Raw genomic sequence first — 23,811 nt, 5'->3', positions numbered from 1 at the left:
AACTAGCCAACCTCTGAACTACCTTTGAAATGAATTATACGTAACAACTTTATCCAATGCTTTTCTTGAAGATGGATAAGCATCTTTTGCTGCTTTCCCAACCGTAATTAGCATAATTGGTGTAAAACGATCCGGTACATGAAATTTATTAATAAATTCCTGTTGTTTAAAGCCACCAATTGGACAAGTATCATAGCCCTTTGATTTTGCTGCTAGCATAAACTGCATTGCTGCTAACGATGCATTTAGAAATGCCGCATCTCGAGCAAAGCTACCCCCTCTTTTATACGCTCCGTTGATTTGATCAACGAGTGTATTTTTTATTTCTTCAGACATGAATCCCTTTTTGACAGCTTCTTGGTAGACTCCCTCAGCTTCTTTGTTTGCTTCTAAATCTCCCAACACGGCAACTACAGCAGATGCATCTACAATTTGCTGTTGGTAATATGCAATAGGGAGTAGCTCCTCTTGTTTCTTTTGATCTTCTATAACTAAGAACCGCCAATGTTGTAAGTTCCAAGCAGATGGTGCGGTAATCGCAGCTGTGAGCATTTCCTCAAGCTCTGCTTTTGAGATCTTATAATTAGACTCGTAATGTTTTACCGAATGACGTTCTTCCATTATATTGTACAAAACATTTTTTTCTTGTTGACGTAAGCTTATAGACATGATGGGACACTCCTTTTTTCTTGTACCTGTATCTTATCGAAGCAATACGTTTTCTGTAAAATTAAATGCTTAACCTAATCGATATTGAAGTAACTTAACCGTCTCTTCTAACTGTTGTTTTGTCGTATTCCTGCCAAGACTAAAACGGATTGTTCCTTTTCCATCCTCTGGTTTTACGCCCATTGCTTTTAAAACAGGTGATAATGTCACCTCACCTGAATGACAAGCTGATCCTGTTGAAGCAGCAACTTCTGGAACTGCATCCAATATATCCTGACCGATCCTATTTGCAAAACTCACATTTAAAGTGTTTGGCAAACATTCGTCGGGATGACCATTCACTCGAATTTGATGAGGAAAAGCTTGCTTAAGCAATGAAAGGAAATATTTTTTTTGCTTAAGGATATCTGTCCCTTCCTCTAAATAACGACTTGCACTTTCACTAGCAGCTCCTAGTCCTGCGAGTAAGAGAACATTTTCTGTACCTGCCCTCATACCGTTCTCATGACCCGCTCCATGAATATACGGATCAAGCTTCACACCCTTACGTATATAAAGTGCACCTACACCTTTTGGTGCATACAACTTATGTCCAGCTATTGATAAAAAGTCAACATGTAGCTGATTTACATCGACAGGAACTTTCCCTATAGATTGTGCTGCATCTGTATGGAATAGTATCCCTCTTTCACGAGCAATTTCCCCAATCTCTTCAATCGGTTGTAACGTCCCGACTTCATTATTTGCATGCATAACTGTGATCAGAATCGTATCTGGACGAATGGCCTTCTCTATCTCTTTTACAGAAACTTGTCCAAATTGATTTACATCCACATAAGTGACCTCAGCCCCAAATTTCTCAAGATACCGTAATGGTTCACGTACAGCCGGGTGTTCAATTGTTGTCGTAATCATATGCCTTCCTTTACTTTGATACTTTTCAAAGACATTCTTAATTACGTGATTATTTGATTCACTACCACCACTAGTAAAGATAATCTCTTCCTTTTGAGCTCCAATTAGACTTGCTACTTGTTCCCTTGCCTTTTCAATTACTTTTTTTGCTTCTACTGCAGCAAAATGACTCGTAGATGGATTTCCATAGTGCTCGCTTAAAAAAGGAGTCATAGCCTCAACCACTTCTGGAATAAGAGGGGTACTAGCGTTGTAATCTAAATAAATTTGTTTCATTTGTTATTAAACCTCCGCTTTCTTTTTCATAACCACAGTGTATCAGCTCGAGGTACATCATGTATAACTATTCGTTTTCGAAACACTCTAAAGAAAACTCAAAATAGGAGTTGATTTATGTGGAGATGAAATTAGAATCAAACGAAAGTAAGGTTCCATGTTACGTTACTGTTGAACCAAAAGACGGCATCTTTAAGCTACAGACTTTTGATACAAGTGACCGTATCTTTCAAAATGGCCATGAACTTCTTGCTTGGGTAAAGAAAAACTGGGAGCCGATACAGTTTCAAAACCCTTCCGAATATCAACAACTTTTACATGCAGTTGCTCAAGAATTGCAAAACGGCTACAAATAGCCAGTTTCCAATTTTATTACCTATTTTTCCCACACGCTTCTAAACAAGACAGGCAAGCATATATTTACTTGAACGACTTTCATCGGGGTGAGTATATGCTTGCTTTTATTTTGCTTCTTCTTCTCTCCATGCTTGTTAGCATTGACGCCTTCGCAATTGGATTTTTATTTGGACTAAAGAAAATCCGTATTCCTTTACTAGTCGTGGCAATGATAGCCCTTTTTTCAGCTTTTGTCGTTTTCTTTTCCATGGGCATTGGGCGATTTATCGGTGATTTAGTTCCTACTTCGATTATTCAAACGATGGCAGGAATACTTCTTATTGGAATAGCCGTGTTTAATCTTATCTATGAAATACCTCTTTATCGACGTTCATATTTCGTGATGATCGCACTATTAATGAATGTTGATAGTTTTGGATACGGTATTCAAGCCGGATTGTCGGATCGTTCATTTTGGTTTGCACCAATGGCAGGAATGATCATCTTTTTCGCATTTATTATCGGCGTCATCCATGGTCACGAAATAAAAAGTCGATTTATTATTCGATATATGGCCTATATCCCGAGTATCCTTTTCCTTTTGCTTGGCATAAGCAAGCTACTTTTTTAACAGATTTAGGAGTTATCCCAAATAGGTTAAAACGATACCTTGTGAGGTAACCTCTTTCATAAGATTAGTTAGACAATTCTCTCACTAACTATTACTATTAATAAAAAGGCTTAAATGGAAAGGAATAATTTTCGTATGTCTTCACGAGATTTTGAATTCACCTCAACCTTACGTCTATCTTCAGGTTGTCATATACTTTATAGTTATAGTCAATTAGATGCATACGTAAATAATGCTGTCAGTTTTATTCAAGAAGGTCTAGATAAGGACCAACATGTCGTATTTATTGATTCAAAAGAACATATGAATAAATTGATTCCTTTGTTAGAAACAAAGCAACTCTCCGAGCAAATACTTTTTTTGAATGCAGATCATTTTTATTGTTTTCAAGATGGTATTGAGCAAACCATTCGGAACTACCGACAGTATATAAAGCCTTTCTTGCAATCTACAAAACCTATACGAATATGGGGAAATGTTAATAGTAAATACGATGTTCAAGCTGATATACTTAAAGCGTATGAATGCACTTGTAACGAATTCGTAGAGAAGATGAATAACACATTAATGGTTTGTGCGTATGATGGTCAAAAATTATCCGCTTCCATGCTTGAAGATATGTTATATTTCCATGAATACTTTATGACGGATACATCGTTAGTACCATCTAATCTCTATAATCGAGATCAAAAATCGGTTGCCTTCCCTTCTATCTATGAGCAAATCAAACGTGAGAAAAAGACAGAAGATTTGATGATCCGTTCTGAAAAACTTTCAATGGCAGGTCAATTTGCAGCTGGTATAGCTCATGAGATACGAAATCCTTTAACGTCAATCAAAGGATTCTTTCAGCTTATTAAAGAATCTACTAACAAAGAGATATATTACAAGATTATTGAAGAAGAACTTGATAAAATTGAACAAGTCTCTAATGAAATGCTTATTTTAGCCAAACCTCATTCAGACTTGCGGCATTCGCATGAAATTCTGCCGCTTATAAATGATGTGAAAATGTTATTAGAAACTCAAGCTATTTTAAAGAACATTTCCATTATTACTGAATTCAAAACGAATAACCTCTATATCTATTGTGAGGACACCAAAATTAAGCAAGTTCTAATTAATTTAATAAAAAACGCAATTGAAGTAATGAATCAAGGTACAATCACGATTACAGTAGAAAAAGCAGACTCGCGTGTCATTCTTTCTGTAAAGGACGAAGGTCCCGGAATTTCTAAAGAAAACTTAAAGAAATTAGGAGAGCCTTTTTACACAACGAAACCAAAAGGAACTGGCCTTGGCTTGTTAGTATGTCAGAAGATCATTGAATCACATGAGGGCTCACTAACAGTTGAAAGCCAGGAAGGAACTGGGACAACATTTACCATTGAATTGCCCTTACATGCACCATACAGTTAAAAACAGAGCAATCGACAAAATGGCAGAATGTTTTGTCTATTTTTATCACTTCCTGCGCTTGCCTCGGAAATATCAATGTTATTACCTGTTCCTTACAAAAAGAAACAAGTGGAAGCCCAATGAGACTTTCACTTGTTTTTTCTGTTACATTCTAGTCAACTTTTTTATCTAACAATACCTCTACTATGTTGTTTTGCAACAGAGATCTCAAAATAACTGTCATCATCCTCATATATTCGATCAATAATAATTAATACATCCTCAAAAGCCACAGAATGATTGTTTGTATGATTCTCATTCATAAATCCGATCATCTTTTCTATTTCAGCGTTAATTTTATGATTAAGGTCTTCCTCACTCGTTTTCTTACTTCTTATGCTGTCATTAAAATCCATCGGATATTTAGGGATATTCATCGACCTTACCTTCTTCCATACTAAATTTACTATAATCATAATAGTTTAGATAGGAGGAATCAAGGAGGGAAATATTCATCAATAGTTGTTTTTAAAATTAGGCTGTTTTCATACTTTGTTGTTTTTATGGGTACGTGTTCTCCACATGTTCGTTCCATTGCGCTCCAGCCACTCGCTTTCCGCGGGGAGGTGTCGAGTGACTTCCGCTCCATTTCACTACGAGAAAAAACGTTTCTTCACAGCAACAATCTTTAAGAAAATAGCATAAATCATCAAAAAATCTGTCTAATTAATATAGACAGATTATATGTATTACTATTTCTTTTAAGATTAATACACAGTGTCGATAGTATTGATTCTAATATTATCACTAGGAACAGCTAGCTCTGTAGGTTCACTATTAATTCGAATATTATCACTAGGTACAGATAGACTAGATAGTGAACCACCTACTACTAAACCTGTAAATACCAAAAGAGTAAATATGATTTTTTTCATGTCTTCACCTCCTTATAGTTCAGCTCTTTAAGGGGGATTTTCCTATAATAATAATCTCCTGCTTTTTCAAAATATTTTATAGATTTCTCAAAGTACTTTGATTCTCTATTTATTAACCCACGATAATATTGATCAAAGGCTTTAAAATAATCATTATCAATCTTAAATTTTATTTGATCTAATAAAAATAAAGCTTTTTCTTTTTCATTACTCTTTATTAAGTGAAAAATCTCTTCTAATTTTCCAGCTAAACTATTTGAGGACTTCTCGTTTATGATTACTTTTTCTGGCTGCTCCCAATAACAATAAGTGAAATTAGAACTTCTTTGCGCCTCTATCGTTAACATTTCATGTCCCATTTGAACTGCTAATGTTAATGATTTATTAAAATACTCTAAAGCTTTTTCTTTATTAGACAAGATAAAAGAGTTACCTAGCCCTGTAAGAGCAACAACTTTCATTGTTTGAGTTAGAGCGATCTTTAATATATCAATACCACATTCTCTCGACTTCTCAACATCGTTTAAATGTAAATAGACACTTTGCATTGTAACCATATAACGGCACAACAACGATGTCTTCATAAACCCTTCCTCTAACCTGCTGATCTCTGCATTTACTAATTCGCTTAATGAAGCAATCATTTCGAATTCTTTCTGACTTGAATAATTATATAGCTGAAAGACTTTAATTAATGTTGAGAGTTCTGGAGCTCTTACGGTTGTATACGTTAACTGCTGAATAGCTTCGATTAGATTCATCTCTTGTTTGTAGACGAGATGATCAATCTTATAAACCTCTGCCCATTCCCTACTCTCCTCACTAGAGCTATCTAGTAATCTACCAATTAACGTTTCTACTAAATCGGATTTGCTATTAATGACTAAGTATTCCAGTGATACTCTAGCTAAATAAGAGTTAGGATCTACGTTGTTTACATACTCTTCTAGATTGTCAATTTCACTAAAAGTTTCTGCAGTAATCTGTTTCATAACCATTAGCTATCATACCTTTATTTTGTATTTATTAATCCAAATATATGCTACCTTACCTACTTTAGTCAATTAAGGCTTGAGAAATTATTAATCTTCTTCAAAAATTCAGAACTTATTTATTATTTAATTAACATTTTATCCCTATTTAATTGAATAGTCTAGTAATTTATTCAACTAATTTCCTACCTTTAATTTCCACAAAAATCATCCTTTTTCTACATAGTTAGGTGCTTATCTATACGATTGTCTCTTTTTATGAATATGGTACTAGTGACCTTAATTGAAACTGGAGGGATTATTATGTCAGAACAACTTATCGTGCCTTGGGATATTGATGGTACTCTGGAAGATGACTTTTTTGTACCGCAATATATTTGGGATATGTCTGAAGTTGTCTTAACTCATTACGATCTGAAAGTAAGTAATCTTGAAGTTATTACAACAAAAGCGGACAAAGGGGGCCTTATTTGGAAAATGGATACAGATAAAGGCCCATTTAGCTTAAAAATTTTACACCGCCGTCCTGGAAGAAGTCGTTTTAGTCTTGGAGCTCAAGAGTATTTAGTGAAGGAAAAAGGCGCTAGAGTGCCTCCCCTGTACAAAACAAAATCGGGAGAAAATTACGTTGAAATGGGCGGAAAGCTTTGGTTTGTTGCTGAATGGGTCGAACCACTTTACCCAGTTGGCAATGACTTAGAAGGAGCAAAATTACTCTGTCATGCGCTAGGAGAATTTCACCGCTTATCAAAAGGCTATGTCCCTCCAAAAGGATCTGAAAACCCTTCGCGAATTCATCGCTGGCCTAAATCTTATGAAAAGACAATAAAGAAGATGGATTGGTTCCGAAACATCGCCAACGTTTATCCAGAGATGACAGCTAGTAAAGCAATTTTAGCCCATGTTGATATGTTTGAAGAACAAGCAAAAAAAGCTTATGAACAATTACAACACTCTTCATATTATGAGTTAGCTGCACGAGGAAATACAGCTTGGGGTTTAGTCCATCAAGATTATGGTTGGTCAAACGGCCAAATGGGACCGGATGGGATGTGGATTATCGACTTAGACGGTGTCGCGTATGACCTTCCAATAAGGGATTTACGAAAACTTATTACCGGACAGATGGATGATATGGGATACTGGGATGTCAATTGGATGAAAGGTATGATTGAATCCTACCATGAAGCAAATCCAATTGAAGATGCACTATATGAAATACTTCTCATAGACATGTCTCTACCAAATGAGTTTTACAAAAATGTAAAGGAAATGGTCTATGAGCCTACTCTCTTTCTAGACACTGAAGTTGAGACCCTTTGCAATACTATTGCCGAAACAGACAAATCAAAATGGCCAGCAATTGAAGAATTAAGGGAGTGGAAAGGAGTTAAATCAACATGAAGATATTAATGATTTGTACAGAAAAGCTGCCTGTACCTGCAGTTAAAGGCGGGGCGATTCAAACATATATTGATGGTGTATCCTCAAGTTTAAGTAAAAAACATGAACTTACCATTCTCGGTTCTTCTGACCCTTCATTGCCAATGGATGAGAAAGTAAACAATGTTCGCTATGTCCGTACTCCTGGAGGCTTACTTGAGGATTATCGAGATGGTGTAAGACAATTTTTACAAAGCGAACCAGACTCTTTTGATCTAATCCATATATTTAATAGACCTAGATTGGTCCTTGCCGTTCGCGAATGTGCACCAAATGCTCGTATTGTGTTAAGTATGCACAATGACATGTTTAAAAGGGAAAAAATTGAACCAGAGGAAGCCGCAGCTGCGATAGAACAACTCGATAAAATTATTACAATTAGTAATTATATTGGTACAGCAATTACTGATTTATTTCCCCAAGCCGCACCAAAGATCCAGACCATTTACTCAGGGGTTGATATAAATCGATTTGCTCCCCCTCATTCAAAAGATGCTCGAGACATGCGACAAGAAATTAGAAAAGAGCACAATCTTGAAGGAAAAAAAGTTATCTTATTTGCCGGAAGACTTTCAAAAAATAAAGGAGCAGATGTCCTGGTTCAAGCAATGCCAGAGGTTATAAAAAAACATCCTGATGCAGCACTAGTTATCGTTGGAAGTAAATGGTTTAGTGTGAATGAAGTCAGTGATTATGTTGCCTATGTGCGTGCGCTCGCTTCTAGACTTCCAATTCCAGTTGTGAATACAGGCTTTGTAGCCCCTAGTGAAATCCAAAAATGGTTTGCAGCCGCCGATGTCTTTGTTTGTCCCTCTCAATGGCAAGAACCACTAGCTAGAGTTCATTATGAAGCAATGGCTTCGGGACTACCTGTTATAACGACAAAACGAGGAGGAAATCCTGAAGTCATTACACCGAATGAAAATGGCTTTGTTGTTGAACAACCTGAAGATCCAAAAGCCTTTGCAGAGCTCATCATTCCTCTTCTCTCAGACCCTAAACTTTCGAAAAAGCTCGGGTTGAACGGTAGAAAATTAGTTGAAGAAAAGTTTACATGGGATCGAGTGATATCCGATATTTCCGGTGTCTGGGATGACATTAAAAATAAGATCGAAAACAATATTCCTGTAACCCCAGAGGAACAAAGCAAAAGTGAGAGCAACGCCGATCCTGTAGAGCAACATGTTGCAGAATCCGAAGAAGAAGTGGCAATAGTTAACACTTCCACTCTTGAGGACAGCTCTACAGTAGAGCATCTGCAAGTAATAAATGAAGAAAATGTATTTGAAAACGAAGAGGCTGTTGAAGAGGTTTCTACTTTAGAAAACCTAGAGGATTCAGAAGAAGAATTCGGTTCTGAAGCTACTTATGAAGAAAGCACTACTACAGAAATCGCTTCTGACAACAATTCCTTTGAAGACGAAATTGAAGATTACGCAACAGATAAACAGTCTAGTTTCCTAGATAATCTAGAAGAAGAAATTGATTTAACAAACAACGATGAAGAAACGACTGTACAAGATGTACTTGACTTAGTAAATAACATGTCCAAAGAACAATATTCAGATGATAAGACATTCAACAACATGCTAGATATAAAAGCAGTATCAGAGAAACTTAATAAAAGAAGAAAAAGAACTAGAAAAAGAACGCATCGCCTTAAGCCAAAATCTAAGCTAGTAACAAAACGAAATGCTGCTCAGTTAACAGCTTTTAATAATCATGAACAACAACGAAGCAAAAAATCAGCAAACAAAGATCGATTCAGCCAAGTTTATAATCTACTTCACAATCATTCGTTACCTCAACCTAAAGAAAATTCAAATGAGCTATTCGATCAAATAAACGCGTTAACAACAGCGAAATTGCTAAGTAAATTGCACAAAAGAAGAAACTCCTCCTCATAAATGTACAAAAATAGTTAAAATCCCTCCTTTCTTTTATTAAAGTAGGTGCTTATCTATACGTTTTTCCTATAGATGAATACCTTAGTAATGATAAAAGGAATGGAGGGAAAAAAATGTCCGAAAAACTCATCACTCCTTGGGATGTAGACGGTACATTAAATGACGACTCCTATGTACCTTCCTATATTGAAGAGATGGCATATCAAGTGTTGACACATTACGATCTCACTGTTAGAAACCTTGAGGTTATTGCAACAAAAGCCGATAAGGGGGGGCTTATTTGGAAGATAGAAACAAACCGTGGACCATTTAGTTTGAAGGTCTTACATCGGCGCCCAACAAGAAGTTTGTTTAGTCTTGGCGCACAGGCTTATTTAGTTGAAGAAAAGAGTGCTAGAGTCCCTCCTATTTTCAAGACAAAAACTGGAGACGACTATGTTGAAATGGGTGGAAAGCTTTGGTTTATAGCCGAATGGATTGACCTCACTGAAGCCTCGGAAGATTTAGAAGGAGCAAAATTACTTTGTGCTGGCCTTGGAGATTTTCACCGCCTTTCAAAAGGATATGAGCCTCCTTATGGAGCAGAAAAACCATCCCGACTTTATCGTTGGCCGAAGAAATATGAAAAGATGATTAAGAAAATGAACTGGTTTCGGGATATCACAACCGCCTATCCAGAAATGCCAGCTAGTTCAACCATTCTTTCTGTGTTAGACATGTTTGAAGATCAAGCAAAAAAAGCTTTAAGTCAATTAGAAAGTTCTAATTATAAAAAGTTAGTAAAAAAAGGTAATAAAGAATGGGGATTGGTCCATCAAGATTACGGTTGGGCAAATGGCCAGCTTGGACCTGACGGAGTTTGGCTAATTGACTTAGACGGTGTTGCGTATGACCTTCCGATAAGGGACTTACGCAAGTTAATTACAAATCAAATGGAAGAGCTTGGAGCTTGGGACTTAGAATGGATAAAAGGCATGATTGAAGCATATCATGAAACAAATCCAATTGATAAAGATCTTTACCATATTCTTTGGATCGACATGTGCCTACCAAATGAATTTTATTTACAAGTAAAAGATATGGTTTATGACCCTACCGTTTTTCTAGATGAAGAAGTAAATACTATCGTTAAGAATATTATTGAACTCGATCAATCAAAATGGCCTGTGTTAGAAGAGCTGAAAGAATGGAAAGGAGCATTTACGGAATGAAGATACTATTAATCTGTACTGAAAAGCTTCCGGTTCCAGCTGTTAGGGGGGGAGCGATCCAAACCTATATCGACGGCGTCTCTTCTCATTTAAAAAATAAACACGACCTAACCATCTTAGGAACAACAGATTCCTCTCTTCCCGAAGACGAAACAGTTAACAACATTCGGTATGTTAGAAAACCTGGTGGACTCATTGAAGTATACCGTGAAGGAGTCAAAGAATTCCTTAATGATAATACGTTTGATGTGATTCATATCTTTAATAGACCGAGACTTGTCCTCCCAGTACGAGAATCGGCACCGAATGCTAGAATTATATTGAGTATGCATAATGATATGTTCAAGCCTGAAAAAATAGATCAAGAAGAAGCTGCCTCAGTGGTTGAAGAACTAGATAAAATTATTACAGTCAGTGATTATATCGGTCGCACCATTTCAGATCGGTTCCCAAAGGCAAAAGCCAAATTAAAAACAATCTATTCCGGAGTTGATATCTCCCAATTCGTTCCACCGAAATCAGATCAAGCAAAAGAAATGCGCCAAAAGATTCGTAAAGAACACAATCTCGAAAACAAAAAAGTGATTTTATTTGCCGGTAGACTTTCTCCAAATAAAGGTGTGGATGTTCTTATTCGTGCAATGCCTGATGTAGCTAAAAAACATCCTGATGCAGCTCTAGTTATTGTTGGGAGTAAATGGTTCAGTGTGAATGAAGTAACGGACTATATTGGCTACGTCCGTGCCCTTGCAGCACGTTTACCTATCCCAGTCATAAATACTGGATTTGTTCACCCTACTAAAATTCAAGAATGGTTTGCCGCTTCAGATGTTTTTGTTTGTACCTCTCAATGGCAAGAGCCTCTAGCACGCGTTCATTATGAGGCTATGGCTTCAGGTCTGCCTATCATTACGACCAATCGAGGTGGGAATGCAGAAGTTATCAACCAAAATGAAAATGGGTTTGTTATCGATTATCCTGAACAACCTGACCCATTTGTGGAACACCTTACTTCTTTGCTTTCTAACCCTTCTCTTTGTGAAAAGCTAGGCTCTAACGGTCGTAAGCTAGCTGAAAAACACTACACATGGGATCGAGTAATTAATGAAATTCAAAGTGTGTGGGATGAAGTTGAAAATAGAATCAAACAAGGAATTGCGGTTAAGGAAGTAGATCAAGTGAATGAAGTCGATCAAAGAACAGAAGTGAACTCTGTTCAATCGTCGGAATTAGAAGAAGTAATTGAAGACTTAAATAAGCAAGTTGCTTCAGATGGCGAAGGTTCTTTCGAGAATGGTGCAATGTCGTTCTCCTCTGATGAAAAGACTACTCCGATTGAAGATGTCATTGAAGACCTTAATGAACAAGTCGCTTCAGATGACGAGACTTCTATCGAGGAGGCCTCAATTGCTTTTTCATCCGATGAAAAGACTACTTCAATTGAAGACGTCATTGAAGATCTTAATGAACAAGTCGCTTCAGATGAAGAGGATTCTTTCGAGGATACCTCAGTTGCTTTTTCATCCGATGGAGAGGCTACTTCGATTGAAGACGTCATTGAAGATCTTAATGAACAAGTCGCTTCAGATGAAGAGAATTCTTCAGAGTCGATAGCTAATGAACTCTTAGAGAAGCCTATTCCAAGAAAGAAACGATTGCGGAAACTATTCTTATCCGAACTGCCGAAACAAGAAGATTTGTTAGATATCCTATTATCAAGGGTTCAGCAAAAAACAGAAATAGAAAAAAATGATGATACAGAACATGAAAAAGATGCTGTGAATGCCGTCATGACGGATATCTATAGCCTTCTTATGTCCAAACATTCTCCAACAGAGAAGAAAAAAGAATTTATAGAAACAGTAAATGACATTACTACAGCTAAACTTTTCCAAAAGTTAGAATCTAAAAAACAACGTAATCAACGGCGCAGAAGAGGTCTATAGATCTAAGAAGCCAGCTAGCAAACGAGGGCACTGAAAAGGTAAACCTACAGTGCCCTCAACGCTGACTATTTTTAACTATTAAAATATATTCCTTTAACATATTTAATCTCTTCTTTTAATCCTGTCTTCAAATCAACTTTTGGTCTATATTGTAACAGTTGTTCCGCTCTTTTTATATCTGCCCACGTATGCTTTGGCTCTCCGATTGCTGCATCTACGAAATGTAAGGTTGCTTTTTTATTTAATAACTTTTCCAATTCCTTAATAATATCTAATACCGATGCTCGTTCTTTTCCACCGATATTTATCGTTTCTCCTATGACTCCTTTTGCGTGTAAAACAGATGCTGTTGCAACGACACAATCTCGTATAAAAGTAAAATCGCGAGTTTGTTTGCCATCTCCATAGATGGTAATCGGTTTATCTGTCATGATATTTTTAATAAATCTATGAAAGGCCATATCACTTCTTTGCCTTGGACCATAGACTGTGAAATATCTTAATATGACAGTAGGAACCCCAAAACTTTTACGATAAACATGACATAGATATTCTCCCGTTAATTTGGTTATTCCATAAGGAGACATTGGTTCTAAAATTGCATCTTCAGACACCTTCCCTGTTTTTTCTCCATAGACGGAAGAGGTTGATGAATAAATAAATTTCTTTATAGGAACATGCTTGCTTGCTTCAAGCAACCTTTGAGTTACATCGATATTATTAGTAACATAGCTTTGGAAATCAGGACCCCAACTGGAACGAACCCCAGGCATCCCAGCTAAATGAAACACATAATCTACACCAGTTAGATATGACCTCCAATTTACATTTAAAAGATCTTCTTCATAAAAGGTAAAACGCGGGTGATTTAATAACGACTTTAGATTTTGTCTCGTAATGTTTTCTGGAGTAGGACCGATAAATGAATCGATACCAATCACCTTCACATTTTGATCCTCAAGTAACCTCTCCACTAGATTTGACCCAACAAAGCCTGCAGCACCAGTCACTAGTATATTCATGGTCTTGCAACCCCCAAATATATTAATCCATTTTTTTTCAGCGTATATGGTTGTAGACAATTTCGACAATCTACTACTATGTCACCACGCATTCGTTCACTTACTTTATTCCAATCGGCCTCAATAAATTGCTTCCATTCCGTTGCGATAATTAAGATATCGGCATCTTTAATCGAGTCATACATATCCTTGTATGTGATCGTATTGTGAATGTTCGGAGATACGATCGGATCATATAAACGAATTTGAGAGCCATCTTTTACAAGTCGGTCGATTAATTTAAGTGCTTGAGAATGCCTTAAATCATCTGTATTCGGCTTAAATGTGGCACCCCATACAGTGATTTTTTTATTTTGGTAGTCGGGAATTTCTTTTTTGAGTTTAGCAATGTAATGGTCTATGATACTGTCATTTACTGTTTGGGCAGCTTGTAAGAGATGAGGGGTAATATTTTTTTTAATTGATTGATGTTCTAGGGAAGACAAATCTTTTGGTAGGCATGAGCCGCCGTAGCCTAACCCTGCTTGTAAGAAATGATGACCTATTCTTGGGTCCATACCAATTCCTAGTGCTACATCTGTAATATCTACATTATAAACATCTGCAATTTTTGCAAGTTCGTTTATGAATGATATTTTCACTGCTAAAAAAGCATTAGAGGCATATTTAATCATTTCCGCCCCACTTAGACTAGTAACAATATACGGGGCATCAATAAAGCGATACAGCTTTTGTAATGTTTGTACAGCCCTATATTCTTTAACTCCTATAACAATTTTATCTGGATAAAGCATATCGTGGATAGCTGTACCTTCACGAAGAAATTCCGGATTAGAAACAACGTCAAAGTTTTCTTTTAATACACCTTTTTCAATTAGTTTTCGCTCCAACTCTTCATTCGTCCCAAGAGGTACAGTACTTTTCGTAATAACGAGTTTATACGTATCTATTAATGGAGCTAGCTCGTTTGTAACCCCTTCAAAAAAACGAAGGTCCGTTCTCCCATCATTGTCCTGTGGTGTTCCAACTGCAATAAAGATTAAATCACTTTTATTTACAGCTGTTTCTAAATCTGTCGTAAATAACAAATTACCTTTCTTTGTATTTTTCACAAGCATTTCTTCTAGCCCTGGTTCATAAATAGGTATCTCGCCTCTTCTTAGCATTTCTACTCTTTCTTTTTGCTTATCTACACAATAGACCTGATGTCCGTAATTCGCCAATACGGTAGAGGTTGTCAAACCTACATATCCTGCCCCAATCACACATACATCCATAACGTCGACTCCTCTTAACAGAAATTAAATTGATCTTATATATATTATTGAAAAAGGGCCTAAGTAGTGAATTAGTTATAGGAAAATAAACGTTAGTCTACTTCATTTGTTATTTTCAAATTATGTTTACGGACTTCTTTTGAAAAGACCCAATTCTATAAATAAAAATCCTATGTTAATAATTTTAATTTTGTAAGACAACTTTCTCTTCCTTGCTTGGCCGAATAGTATAAAAAAGTCATAAGTATAGGGGGGAAATAAATGAAAGTAAAGAAGGCTATTATTCCAGCAGCAGGATACGGTACGAGAAGCCTCCCAATTACAAAAGTGGTTCCAAAAGAAATGTTCCCTATTGATGGTAAACCAGCTATCCATTATATAGTTGAAGAAGCTATTTCTTCAGGCATCGAGGAGATATTGATTATTGTTTCAAGAAACAAAAATATGATCATAGATTATTTTGACAGATCTCTTGAACTTGAAACTTTTTTGGAAAGAAACAATAAAAGTCATTTAATAAAATCGATTTCTGTTCCAGATGTCCATATTCAATTTGTTCGTCAACAGGTCGCAAGAGGGCTGGGGGATGCCATTCGCTTAGGGAAACCATTTGTTAACGATGAACCTTTCGCTGTTCTTCTACCCGATGATATCTTCATAGAAGAAAAGCCTGTCATTGGACAATTAATGAACGCCTATCTTGAAGTTCAGTCAAATGTAATTGGAGTAAAAGAAGTTCACGAGGAATCATTAAAAAACTATGGAGTTATTGGTGGAACACCTTTCAAAAATCAGTTACATGAGATAAACGACCTCGTTGAAAAACCAGAAACATCTCCACCATCAAACTTAGCTGTTATTGGTCGTTACGTACTAGACCCAAGTGTGTTTATGTATTTATCTAAAACAAAACCAGGAAGTGGCGGTGAAATACAGTTAACTGACGCTCTGAAAGAGATGCTCGAAACAAGTAAGAGTTATGGCTATGAGATAAAAGGAGAACGATACGATATCGGTTCTGGAGATGACTATTACAATTTATTAATGCAAATGAGGATGATGAAGAATCACGAGGGCTGAATAAGTTGCGGCATATATCCAATCACATATATGTCGCCTATCAATTTTTTATTGGCTAGAACTAATTAGTCACTTCAATAAAAAGATAATCTGATTAATACTAGTTTAATATAACTTTGTATTCACCAGATTAATCTTAAAGAATCTTTTTAATTAATTAGATGGTTGTCCAGGTGGATAATAATAAGGTGGTACTTTTAACCAACCACGTTTAATCATTAATGCCTTTAACGACACTCCAAAAGTAAGCATCTCTGTATGAAATTTATACCACATTATACCTATATCTGTACGTATAGAATTGACTTCTCCTTTTGCAGACATCATGAGACACGCAGTAAGTTTTAAAGTAATTCCATTTGTGATTTCTTCATCTGACAATTTTACTCCTAATGGAATTGCATTAGGTTCTGATTTAGGCTTTGGTGGAGAAGTTTCTGGTAAAGGAACTCCCTCTTTTTTCATAAAACCACTTAATTTCTGAGATTGATTCTCACACATTCTTATAGCATCATTTAACATTTCTATTACTTCATCATCTGTTGATGTATTTAACCCAGCCTCTTCAAACCTTATAAACTCCGCTAATGAAGTCAAATAAGTCCAACAATCCATTGCCTCACCAATATGTAATGGTGCTTTTTTTTCGTTCGTATTGTCTATTTCTTTATTCACGATATTCCAAATAGCCTCAAATGGGTTTGACAAACTTTTCACCTACTCCTTAATTAAATCTAAGCTTAGTTTTAAGCCACAATCCAAATTTAATTCCCTTATCAATAATTTTCACCAAAAACATTATCTCCTATTAACTTTCTATAATAAATTTAGACTTTCTAGGCCATAATTTTTTATAAGGGGGCGGTTAAAATGTTATGTCTTTTGAAAACATTAATATTAAGTTTAAAGCGATTTATTGACCAGATAAATTTAAATTTAATTAGCCTTTCGTACCTCCTAAAAGTTTTACGATATCAATAATAAATCAAATAGGGATGTCTCAAAAAGGTTGTTTTTAACCGTTTGAGACACCTCCATCATAAACAAGATAAAAAAGATAAAAAAAAGCACCTTTTATAGTAAAAGGCACTCTAATTATGGGTAGTTACCCAATTGGTTATTTCTTGGCTTAGAAGACATTATGCATTTATCTATTATCAACCGTCTCTGGATACAAATCATGATTCATCATTCGATGCTCTGCCATTTTTTCATACTTCGTTCCAGGCTTACCGTAATTCGTGTATGGGTCTATGCTAATTCCACCACGGGGAGTAAATTTGCCCCATACTTCAATATATCGAGGGTCCATTAGCTCAATGAGGTCATTCATAATGATGTTCATACAGTCCTCATGAAAATCACCATGATTACGGAAACTAAACAAATATAGTTTTAATGACTTACTTTCAACCATCTTCACATCAGGAATATAGCTAATATAGATTGTAGCGAAGTCTGGTTGATTCGTCATCGGGCATAATGAAGTGAACTCAGGACAATTAAATTTTACAAAGTAATCGCGATTTTGATGTTTATTTTCAAACACTTCTAAGACAGAAGGGTTATAGGAAAAGTCATAGGCTGTTCCTTGATTTCCAAGTAACGTTACCCCTTCTAGTTCTTCTTTTTTTCTTCCACTCATTGTTTTTTCTCTCCTTCTTTACACGCCACGTTTGTTTCCCCAAATCAGGGTATGAAGCTGTGGCAATACCTTAGCATCATTCATAACTAGCGATTTTGTCGCTTTTTCAATTAACCATTCATAACGTTTTAATAATGTTGCTAATAAAGCACGATCATCTGTCGTAGCGATATCTTCATTGCCGATTTGCAAATAAAACGGTACTTGCGGGTAGCGTGTATGAATGTTTTCTGCAAAATAAAAATCTTTATCATCAAAGACAACGACTTTTAAACTCATATTGCTTTGTTCTAGCTGTTTTATATAATAATCAAGCTTTTCATAGTCAGTTTCCATCAACGAACTTGGTGGCTTCGGTGATATGGTGATATCGTCAATTTTCTTCATCCAATCTTGCCAAATAGATCCTTGCGTTTCAATTGCCACTTTCCAGCCTTGTTCATGACAAAGGTCCACAAGTTCTGCAATACCTTTATGAAGTGCAGGATTTCCTCCTGAAATCGTTACATGCGAGAATAAATCACCACCGATTTTTTTTAATTGCTCAATAATTGACTCTGCTTCCAATAGCTCACTTCTGGAAGATCCGTCCCATGTAAAGCTAGAGTCACACCAGGAACAGGAATAATCACAGCCACCAGTTCTAACAAACATCGTCTTTTGACCAATGACCATCCCTTCCCCTTGTATCGTTGGACCAAACACTTCCATTACCGGAATCTTCATGCTAACTCCTCCGGTTTCGGCCGATAAACGACGTAACTAGTCGGTGTTTCGCGAACGACAACTTGCAGGCAATTCGGTTTGTTAACCTGAGTTTGCAACTCGGTTTGAACAGCCTTCCAAATTTGCTCAGCTACCCTTTCCGTTGTCGGAAACACTTCTTTAAATTCAGGATGATCATTTAAAACAGTATGATCAAAGCGTTTATGAACGATGTCCTTAATTCGTTTGAAATTAATGAGAAACCCTAATTCATCTAGAGTATCTCCACCAATTGTAATATTAATAAAATATGTGTGTCCGTGCATATTTTTGCATTGACCCGCTGCATCATTTGGGATAAAGTGAGCAGCTGCTACATGCATATCTTTATTTAACTCATAGCGATACGTGTGAGGCACCTGAGGGTAGAATTGCTGCATCATACGTCAATCCCCCCTTGTTTTTCCAAAAGGTAGGTTTCTAACCCATTCTTGCGCAAATTACACGATGGACAGTTTCCGCATCCATCACCACGTATACCATGATAGCAAGTTAATGTTTTTTCTCTAATGAAATCAAGCGCATTTAATTGGTCAGCTAACTTCCATGTTTCAGCTTTATTTAACCACATAAGCGGTGTATGAATGACAAATTGCTCATCCATTGCTAGATTTAGCGTGACATTTAAAGATTTGACAAAACTATCTCGACAATCAGGATATCCGCTGAAATCTGTTTCACATACACCAGTAATAATATGACGTGCACCAATAGCTTGTGCGTATACTGCGGCAAATGATAAGAATAAGTGGTTACGACCAGGAACAAATGTAGATGGTAGTTCTCCGTTCTCCCCTTCTTTTACCTCGATATCATGTCTAGTAAGAGCATTAGCTGATAATTGATTAATTAATGTCATATCTAACACATGAAAAGAAACACCTAATTCTTCGGCAATCTCACGTGCACATTCTATTTCATCATGATGGCGTTGTCCATAGTCAAAAGTAACTGTTGCTACTTCTTTAAATTGATCAAGAGCCCACAATAAACATGTAGTACTATCTTGACCACCACTAAAAACAACGACCGCTTTTTCATTTCTCATGTCTCATTTCTCCTTTTTTTAAAAGTTTACAGTCGAACTTCAACTTAAACTCTCCTTGAAGAAAGAGCATTCGATAACTCCAAACGGGTATATTTGTTCTTTTCCACTCATATTGTCTAGCTATTAGGGAACATTAATGAGTAGACCTGAAAATGAACAAAATATTGTCTTTAAATAACGACAAGAAAACTGTACTCTTTTGGCTGTACAGTTAACACCTTAGTTTTTTATAGAGGGAGTTTGCGAACCTCTTGTCTTTTTTCCACTATATATAATAGCACAAAAGTATTCTAGGTCGCTATTCTTTTCACTTTATTGCAAAATTGATAAAATAGATAACGCAGGTAAATTTATACATAATAGAAAAGAGGACTGATGATATGTCAACCTTTCAAGAAAATTTAGAAAAATATGCCGAACTTGCGGTAAAAGTCGGGGTAAATATTCAGCCAGGACAAACACTTGTCGTTAGAACTCCTTTAAATGCTGCAGAATACGTGCGTGCCGTAGCAAGAAAGGCATATGAAGCTGGCGCAAAAAATGTTCATGTTGAATGGAGCGATGAAGAGCTAACAAAGACAAAATATGAGCTAGCCCCAGATGAAGCGTTTCATGAATTTCCAGAATGGGTGGCAAAAGGCTATGAAGAAATGGCCGAAAATGGAGCTGCTTTCTTAAGCATTACCGGTTCCAATCCAGACTTACTTAAAGATGCAGACCCTGAACGAGTATCCAATGCAAACAAAGCAAGCGGCAAAGCAATGGAAGGCTTCCGCTCATACATTATGTCTGACAAAATTAGTTGGTCTATCGTTGCAGTTCCTTCAGCCGGATGGGCAAAAAAAGTTTTTCCTGAAGACTCAGAAGAGAACGCCGTTGAAAAACTGTGGGAAGCAATCTTTTCAGCTACTCGCATTAATCAAGCAGATCCGGTTTCAGCATGGCAGGAGCACTTGTCCTTACTTGATGATAAAATGAATGCATTAAATGAAAAGCATTACCATGCACTCCACTACACGTCTGAGGGTACGGATTTAGTGATTGAATTACCTGAAACTCACTTATGGGTAAGCGGAGGAAGTGTGAATAAGGATGGTGTGCAATTTGTTGCAAATATGCCAACAGAAGAGGTTTTCACATCAGCTAAGAAAACGGGGGTAAACGGAACGGTATCAAGTACGAAGCCATTAAATTACGGCGGAACACTTATTAATAACTTCTCTCTTACGTTTAAAGACGGAAAAGTCATTGATTTTAAAGCAGAAGAAGGATATGAAACATTGAAGCGTTTACTAGACACGGATGAAGGTGCACGTTTTATCGGAGAAGTAGCCCTCGTACCTCATAAATCACCGATTTCTGATACGAATATCCTTTTCTACAATACGCTATTTGATGAAAACGCATCAAACCACTTAGCAATCGGCTCAGCCTATGCTTTTTGCATTGAAGGTGGAAAAGACATGAACAAAGAAGAACTCGAACAAAACGGCTTAAACACAAGCCTAACACACGTTGACTTCATGATCGGTTCAGCAGATATGAACATCGATGGAGTGTACGAAGACGGAAAGCGTGAGCCGATCTTCCGCGATGGGAATTGGGCGTTTTAAAAAATAATTAATCAATAACGGGGGTGTCTCAAAGTCTGTTTTTGAGACACCCCCGTGTTTTTGCAACTTTTCAGGATAAAACCCATTAACATTGAATTCCTATTTTAATAGCGGAATCAGAATCCGCTTCGCTGTTTTTGACTGATCCTCGTTCCGCTATTTCCTTTAAAACCCTTGTTTTAAGTAAGGTTTCGGATCCTCGTTCCGTTATTCCCCTGTTTCGATCTACATTCCCAATGATTTAATGACTTTAAAGGAACCAGGATCCACTTTACCCTTTTAGAATCGTTTTTCTCTCTTTTAGCGGAATCAGGATCCATCCGCTATCAAATTTGAAGGGCCTCTTTGCCTTTTTACCTAAACTTACCTCTCCTTTCACTTTGTTATTTGGAAAGACTAACCGTAAAGGAGGGATAGTTATGACTAATCCATATTTATGCCCAAACTGTAAAACAAATCGTTCACGCTTTAATTTAATTCAACAAGTGGCGACACCTGTAAAAATGGACGCAAAGAGTGGCGATATTATTGAACAATATGAAAACAATAATGCAGGGCCATTGCACATGACCTACCGTGGTCCGGAATTGCGGGTTCAATGTGCAACCTGTGGTTTGATTGAGGAAGAAAGAATGTTTGTAAAAAGAGCACAACAACAACAATAGGAGCCAACAATAGGCTCCTATTACTTTAATCAAATATTGATAACGCTTGCTTTCCTAATAGAAAACTTCCTATCGCGTAAGCTTCTGCTTGATCTCTCACTTTCATCGATCTCGTTGTTGTTCCCTCATAAACATATAGTTGATATGGCTTATATGTCGGCTCCTCTTCAAATGCTGTTCGTAAAAATCTCGACGTTTGATTAAGGCCATGATTGCCACGATACATCACTTCATAGAAAGATATGAATCCATGCATCACACCATTATAACGAATCGTTTGTACTGGAACGCCATGTTCTGCAAGGCGCTTTGCATAAGCTTCCCCTTCATCGCGAAGAGGATCAAATTCTGCCGTAATGACTATAGCAGGTGGTAAATTATAGAGATCTTCTGCATCTAATGGCGAAGTGTAGGCATGAATCCATAACGACTCATCCGGTGTATACGTATCACGTGCCCGTAACATCACACTCCTAGAAAGCAAATAATACCCACTATCATAAGTCGTTCTAGAGTCAAACTCTATGTCCTGAAAAGTGGTTAGTGGATAGAGAAGAGCTTGTGCTTTAATGTCTGGACCATTACGGTCTCTGGCCATAAGAGAAACAACCGTTGCAATGTTTCCTCCTGCACTATCCCCAGCAACAGCAATGTTAGCAGGGTCGCCACCAAGTTCTTCTGCATATTGATGTGCCCAAACAAGAGCATCGTAGCTATCCTCTATTGCTGCCGGGAATGGATGCTTCGGCGCTACACGATAACCTACAGCAATGACAATACTATTCGTTCTCGCTGCTAACGCGCGAACAATATTATCATGGGTATGAATACTACCGTATCCTTCCATAAAGGCGCCACCGTGATAATACATAATAATTGGATGAGGACCTTCTTCAATTGGCCGATACATCCTACCTTCGACTGTTGTTCCATCAGAGACTGGAATCTCGATCATTTCATTCGTAAATCTAGGTGTCCCGCTACTAGATAGAAATCTTGGCGCTCTCATATCTGGTGTAACAAGGTTATGATGAACAGCATGAAGCAAAACAGCTGTTTTTGGAGGTACTTTTCCTGCCTCTGTATGTGACCAATAATGAACAAAAAGGATAACAAAAAGGGAGCTAACTACAAACCCTAGTGACGCAATCATCATCCATATGCCTAATTTCTCAAATACTATTTTCACAGCGTCACCCCCGTTAAAAAATCAGACTATTTCTATACTTTTATTATATCAGAAAAAGGTTTTTTCGATAAGACATTATCACAATTTTTTATACATTTTTACACATTTTACGCAAGTTTTTTTAGATTGTGATAAATACGCTTTTTCTGTTCTTCATAAAAAATTAACCAGATGCTACTATCTGGTTAATTTTTTATGGAAGTGTTACTCCCAGTGCGATTTGATAAATTCATTACGGCCTGATTTCCTCCGATCTTCTTTATATTCAGATGAGCTTTTTTTATAAAAATGCTGGTGCTTCTCTTCTGCAGCATAAAAAGTCGAAGCTTCTAAAATCTCTGTCACAATAGGTTTTGCAAAACGTTTGCTATTCTTCAATTCAACTTTTGAATTTATGGCCTTTTCCTTTTGACTTTGATTATGATAAAAGATAGCCGTCCGGTATTGCGGTCCTCGATCATGAAATTGACCTTCAGGGTCAGTAGGATCTATTTGCGGCCAATAAAGAGAAAGCAATTTCTCGTAGGAGAAGCGTTTCGGATCATATGTAATTTGAACCACTTCGTAGTGTCCACTCTTCCCTGATTTGACTTGTTCATATGTAGGTTGATCAACATGGCCTCCCATAAATCCTGATTCTACTTTTATGATACCAGGTAATTCATCAAATGGTTGTACCATGCACCAAAAGCAGCCCCCTGCAAATGTCGCCTTCTCATACGTTAATTCACTCATACTATTCCCCTTCTTTTTTATTATTATTGGTAATTTTATCATTCAATTGTTACTTTATCTTTTCTTTTTCACTTCAACTACTACATAGGTAACCTATTTGCACAAGAATAGCT

Annotated in this window: 24 protein-coding genes and 1 riboswitch; of the genes, 10 read left to right on the top strand and 14 right to left on the bottom strand. The window is 36.8% G+C overall.

Features of this window, described 5'->3' with window-relative positions:
- Window positions 1–18: 18 nt before the first annotated feature.
- Together MF646_RS09900 and MF646_RS09895 are read right to left on the bottom strand one after the other, a co-directional pair.
- A complete protein-coding gene (locus MF646_RS09900) occupies window positions 19–669 on the bottom strand; it encodes a nitroreductase family protein (protein ID WP_250096336.1) in 651 nt (216 codons plus the stop codon).
- 69 nt (window positions 670–738) lie between these two features.
- Window positions 739–1,860: a cysteine desulfurase family protein gene (locus MF646_RS09895; protein ID WP_250096335.1), complete on the bottom strand. Its 1,122-nt coding sequence runs from the start codon at window positions 1,858–1,860 to the stop codon at window positions 739–741.
- 119 nt (window positions 1,861–1,979) lie between these two features.
- On the opposite strand from MF646_RS09895, the gene MF646_RS09890 reads away from it, so the two are divergent.
- From MF646_RS09890 to MF646_RS09880, 3 genes are all read left to right on the top strand, one after another.
- Window positions 1,980–2,216: a hypothetical protein gene (locus MF646_RS09890; RefSeq protein ID WP_420842494.1), complete on the top strand. Its 237-nt coding sequence runs from the start codon at window positions 1,980–1,982 to the stop codon at window positions 2,214–2,216.
- Window positions 2,217–2,311: 95 nt separating this feature from the next.
- On the top strand, window positions 2,312–2,827 hold the full coding sequence (locus MF646_RS09885; protein WP_250096334.1) for a manganese efflux pump: 516 nt from the start codon (window positions 2,312–2,314) through the stop codon (window positions 2,825–2,827).
- Between the two features lie 135 nt (window positions 2,828–2,962).
- Complete coding sequence (locus tag MF646_RS09880) at window positions 2,963–4,246, top strand: ATP-binding protein (RefSeq protein ID WP_250096333.1); 1,284 nt, start codon at window positions 2,963–2,965, stop codon at window positions 4,244–4,246.
- A 164-nt stretch (window positions 4,247–4,410) separates the two neighbouring features.
- Here the strand turns inward: MF646_RS09880 and MF646_RS09875 are convergent, their stop codons facing one another.
- The 3 genes from MF646_RS09875 to MF646_RS09865 all read right to left on the bottom strand — a co-directional run bounded on the left by MF646_RS09875 (window position 4,411) and on the right by MF646_RS09865 (window position 6,158).
- Window positions 4,411–4,662 (bottom strand): hypothetical protein, encoded by a 252-nt coding sequence (locus MF646_RS09875; protein ID WP_250096332.1) that lies wholly within the window; start codon window positions 4,660–4,662, stop codon window positions 4,411–4,413.
- Window positions 4,663–4,992: 330 nt separating this feature from the next.
- Entirely contained in the window at window positions 4,993–5,160 is a 168-nt protein-coding gene (locus MF646_RS09870) for a hypothetical protein (protein ID WP_250096331.1), read from the bottom strand.
- The gene (locus MF646_RS09865; RefSeq protein ID WP_250096330.1) at window positions 5,157–6,158 is read right to left on the bottom strand and encodes an AimR family lysis-lysogeny pheromone receptor; all 1,002 of its coding nucleotides are present in this window, start codon (window positions 6,156–6,158) and stop codon (window positions 5,157–5,159) included. Before MF646_RS09865 ends, MF646_RS09870 begins: the two co-directional genes overlap by 4 nt.
- Window positions 6,159–6,455: 297 nt before the next feature.
- On the opposite strand from MF646_RS09865, the gene MF646_RS09860 reads away from it, so the two are divergent.
- From MF646_RS09860 to MF646_RS09845, 4 genes are all read left to right on the top strand, one after another.
- Window positions 6,456–7,556, top strand: a complete 1,101-nt coding sequence (locus MF646_RS09860) for a CotS family spore coat protein (RefSeq protein WP_250096329.1) — start codon at window positions 6,456–6,458, stop codon at window positions 7,554–7,556.
- Complete coding sequence (locus MF646_RS09855) at window positions 7,553–9,502, top strand: glycosyltransferase family 4 protein (RefSeq protein WP_250096328.1); 1,950 nt, start codon at window positions 7,553–7,555, stop codon at window positions 9,500–9,502. Before MF646_RS09860 ends, MF646_RS09855 begins: the two co-directional genes overlap by 4 nt.
- A gap of 113 nt (window positions 9,503–9,615) precedes the next feature.
- Window positions 9,616–10,713, top strand: coding sequence for a CotS family spore coat protein (locus MF646_RS09850; protein ID WP_250096327.1), 1,098 nt, complete (start codon window positions 9,616–9,618; stop codon window positions 10,711–10,713).
- Complete coding sequence (locus tag MF646_RS09845; RefSeq protein WP_250096326.1) at window positions 10,710–12,659, top strand: glycosyltransferase; 1,950 nt, start codon at window positions 10,710–10,712, stop codon at window positions 12,657–12,659. The genes MF646_RS09850 and MF646_RS09845 overlap by 4 nt, the downstream gene beginning before the upstream one ends.
- A 71-nt stretch (window positions 12,660–12,730) precedes the next feature.
- Here the strand turns inward: MF646_RS09845 and MF646_RS09840 are convergent, their stop codons facing one another.
- Window positions 12,731–13,681, bottom strand: a complete 951-nt coding sequence (locus tag MF646_RS09840) for an NAD-dependent epimerase/dehydratase family protein (RefSeq protein ID WP_250096325.1) — start codon at window positions 13,679–13,681, stop codon at window positions 12,731–12,733.
- Window positions 13,678–14,958, bottom strand: a complete 1,281-nt coding sequence (locus tag MF646_RS09835) for a UDP-glucose dehydrogenase family protein (protein WP_250096324.1) — start codon at window positions 14,956–14,958, stop codon at window positions 13,678–13,680. The genes MF646_RS09840 and MF646_RS09835 overlap by 4 nt, the downstream gene beginning before the upstream one ends.
- A 261-nt stretch (window positions 14,959–15,219) precedes the next feature.
- Here MF646_RS09835 and MF646_RS09830 point away from each other — a divergent pair, with 261 nt between their 5' ends.
- A complete protein-coding gene (locus MF646_RS09830) occupies window positions 15,220–16,038 on the top strand; it encodes a UTP--glucose-1-phosphate uridylyltransferase (RefSeq protein ID WP_250096323.1) in 819 nt (272 codons plus the stop codon).
- 153 nt (window positions 16,039–16,191) lie between these two features.
- Here MF646_RS09830 and MF646_RS09825 read toward each other — a convergent pair whose 3' ends face one another.
- The 5 genes from MF646_RS09825 to queC form a co-directional block, all read right to left on the bottom strand.
- Window positions 16,192–16,746, bottom strand: a complete 555-nt coding sequence (locus MF646_RS09825) for a DUF3231 family protein (protein WP_250096322.1) — start codon at window positions 16,744–16,746, stop codon at window positions 16,192–16,194.
- 439 nt (window positions 16,747–17,185) lie between these two features.
- The gene (queF, locus tag MF646_RS09820; protein WP_250096321.1) at window positions 17,186–17,683 is read right to left on the bottom strand and encodes a preQ(1) synthase; all 498 of its coding nucleotides are present in this window, start codon (window positions 17,681–17,683) and stop codon (window positions 17,186–17,188) included.
- A gap of 18 nt (window positions 17,684–17,701) precedes the next feature.
- Window positions 17,702–18,409: a 7-carboxy-7-deazaguanine synthase QueE gene (gene queE / locus MF646_RS09815; RefSeq protein ID WP_250096320.1), complete on the bottom strand. Its 708-nt coding sequence runs from the start codon at window positions 18,407–18,409 to the stop codon at window positions 17,702–17,704.
- Entirely contained in the window at window positions 18,406–18,831 is a 426-nt protein-coding gene (gene queD, locus MF646_RS09810) for a 6-carboxytetrahydropterin synthase QueD (RefSeq protein ID WP_250096319.1), read from the bottom strand. The genes queE and queD overlap by 4 nt, the downstream gene beginning before the upstream one ends.
- Complete coding sequence (gene queC, locus MF646_RS09805) at window positions 18,828–19,496, bottom strand: 7-cyano-7-deazaguanine synthase QueC (protein ID WP_250096318.1); 669 nt, start codon at window positions 19,494–19,496, stop codon at window positions 18,828–18,830. Before queC ends, queD begins: the two co-directional genes overlap by 4 nt.
- A gap of 213 nt (window positions 19,497–19,709) precedes the next feature.
- A riboswitch (PreQ1 riboswitch) is annotated at window positions 19,710–19,753 on the bottom strand.
- A gap of 123 nt (window positions 19,754–19,876) precedes the next feature.
- On the opposite strand from queC, the gene MF646_RS09800 reads away from it, so the two are divergent.
- On the top strand, window positions 19,877–21,109 hold the full coding sequence (locus MF646_RS09800; protein ID WP_250096317.1) for an aminopeptidase: 1,233 nt from the start codon (window positions 19,877–19,879) through the stop codon (window positions 21,107–21,109).
- A 419-nt stretch (window positions 21,110–21,528) separates the two neighbouring features.
- On the top strand, window positions 21,529–21,774 hold the full coding sequence (locus MF646_RS09795; protein WP_250096316.1) for a DNA alkylation repair protein: 246 nt from the start codon (window positions 21,529–21,531) through the stop codon (window positions 21,772–21,774).
- 25 nt (window positions 21,775–21,799) lie between these two features.
- Here MF646_RS09795 and MF646_RS09790 read toward each other — a convergent pair whose 3' ends face one another.
- Both MF646_RS09790 and msrA read right to left on the bottom strand, forming a co-directional pair.
- Window positions 21,800–22,963: an alpha/beta hydrolase gene (locus tag MF646_RS09790; protein WP_250096315.1), complete on the bottom strand. Its 1,164-nt coding sequence runs from the start codon at window positions 22,961–22,963 to the stop codon at window positions 21,800–21,802.
- A 204-nt stretch (window positions 22,964–23,167) separates the two neighbouring features.
- Window positions 23,168–23,698 (bottom strand): peptide-methionine (S)-S-oxide reductase MsrA, encoded by a 531-nt coding sequence (gene msrA / locus MF646_RS09785; RefSeq protein ID WP_250096314.1) that lies wholly within the window; start codon window positions 23,696–23,698, stop codon window positions 23,168–23,170.
- Window positions 23,699–23,811: the final 113 nt, after the last annotated feature.

The organism is Halalkalibacter alkaliphilus (assembly GCF_023555415.1).
Classification (GTDB): Bacteria; Bacillota; Bacilli; order Bacillales; family Bacillaceae_D; genus Halalkalibacter; species Halalkalibacter alkaliphilus.
Note: the sequence above shows the minus strand (reverse complement) of the source record. Positions and strands in the feature narration are given on the sequence as shown.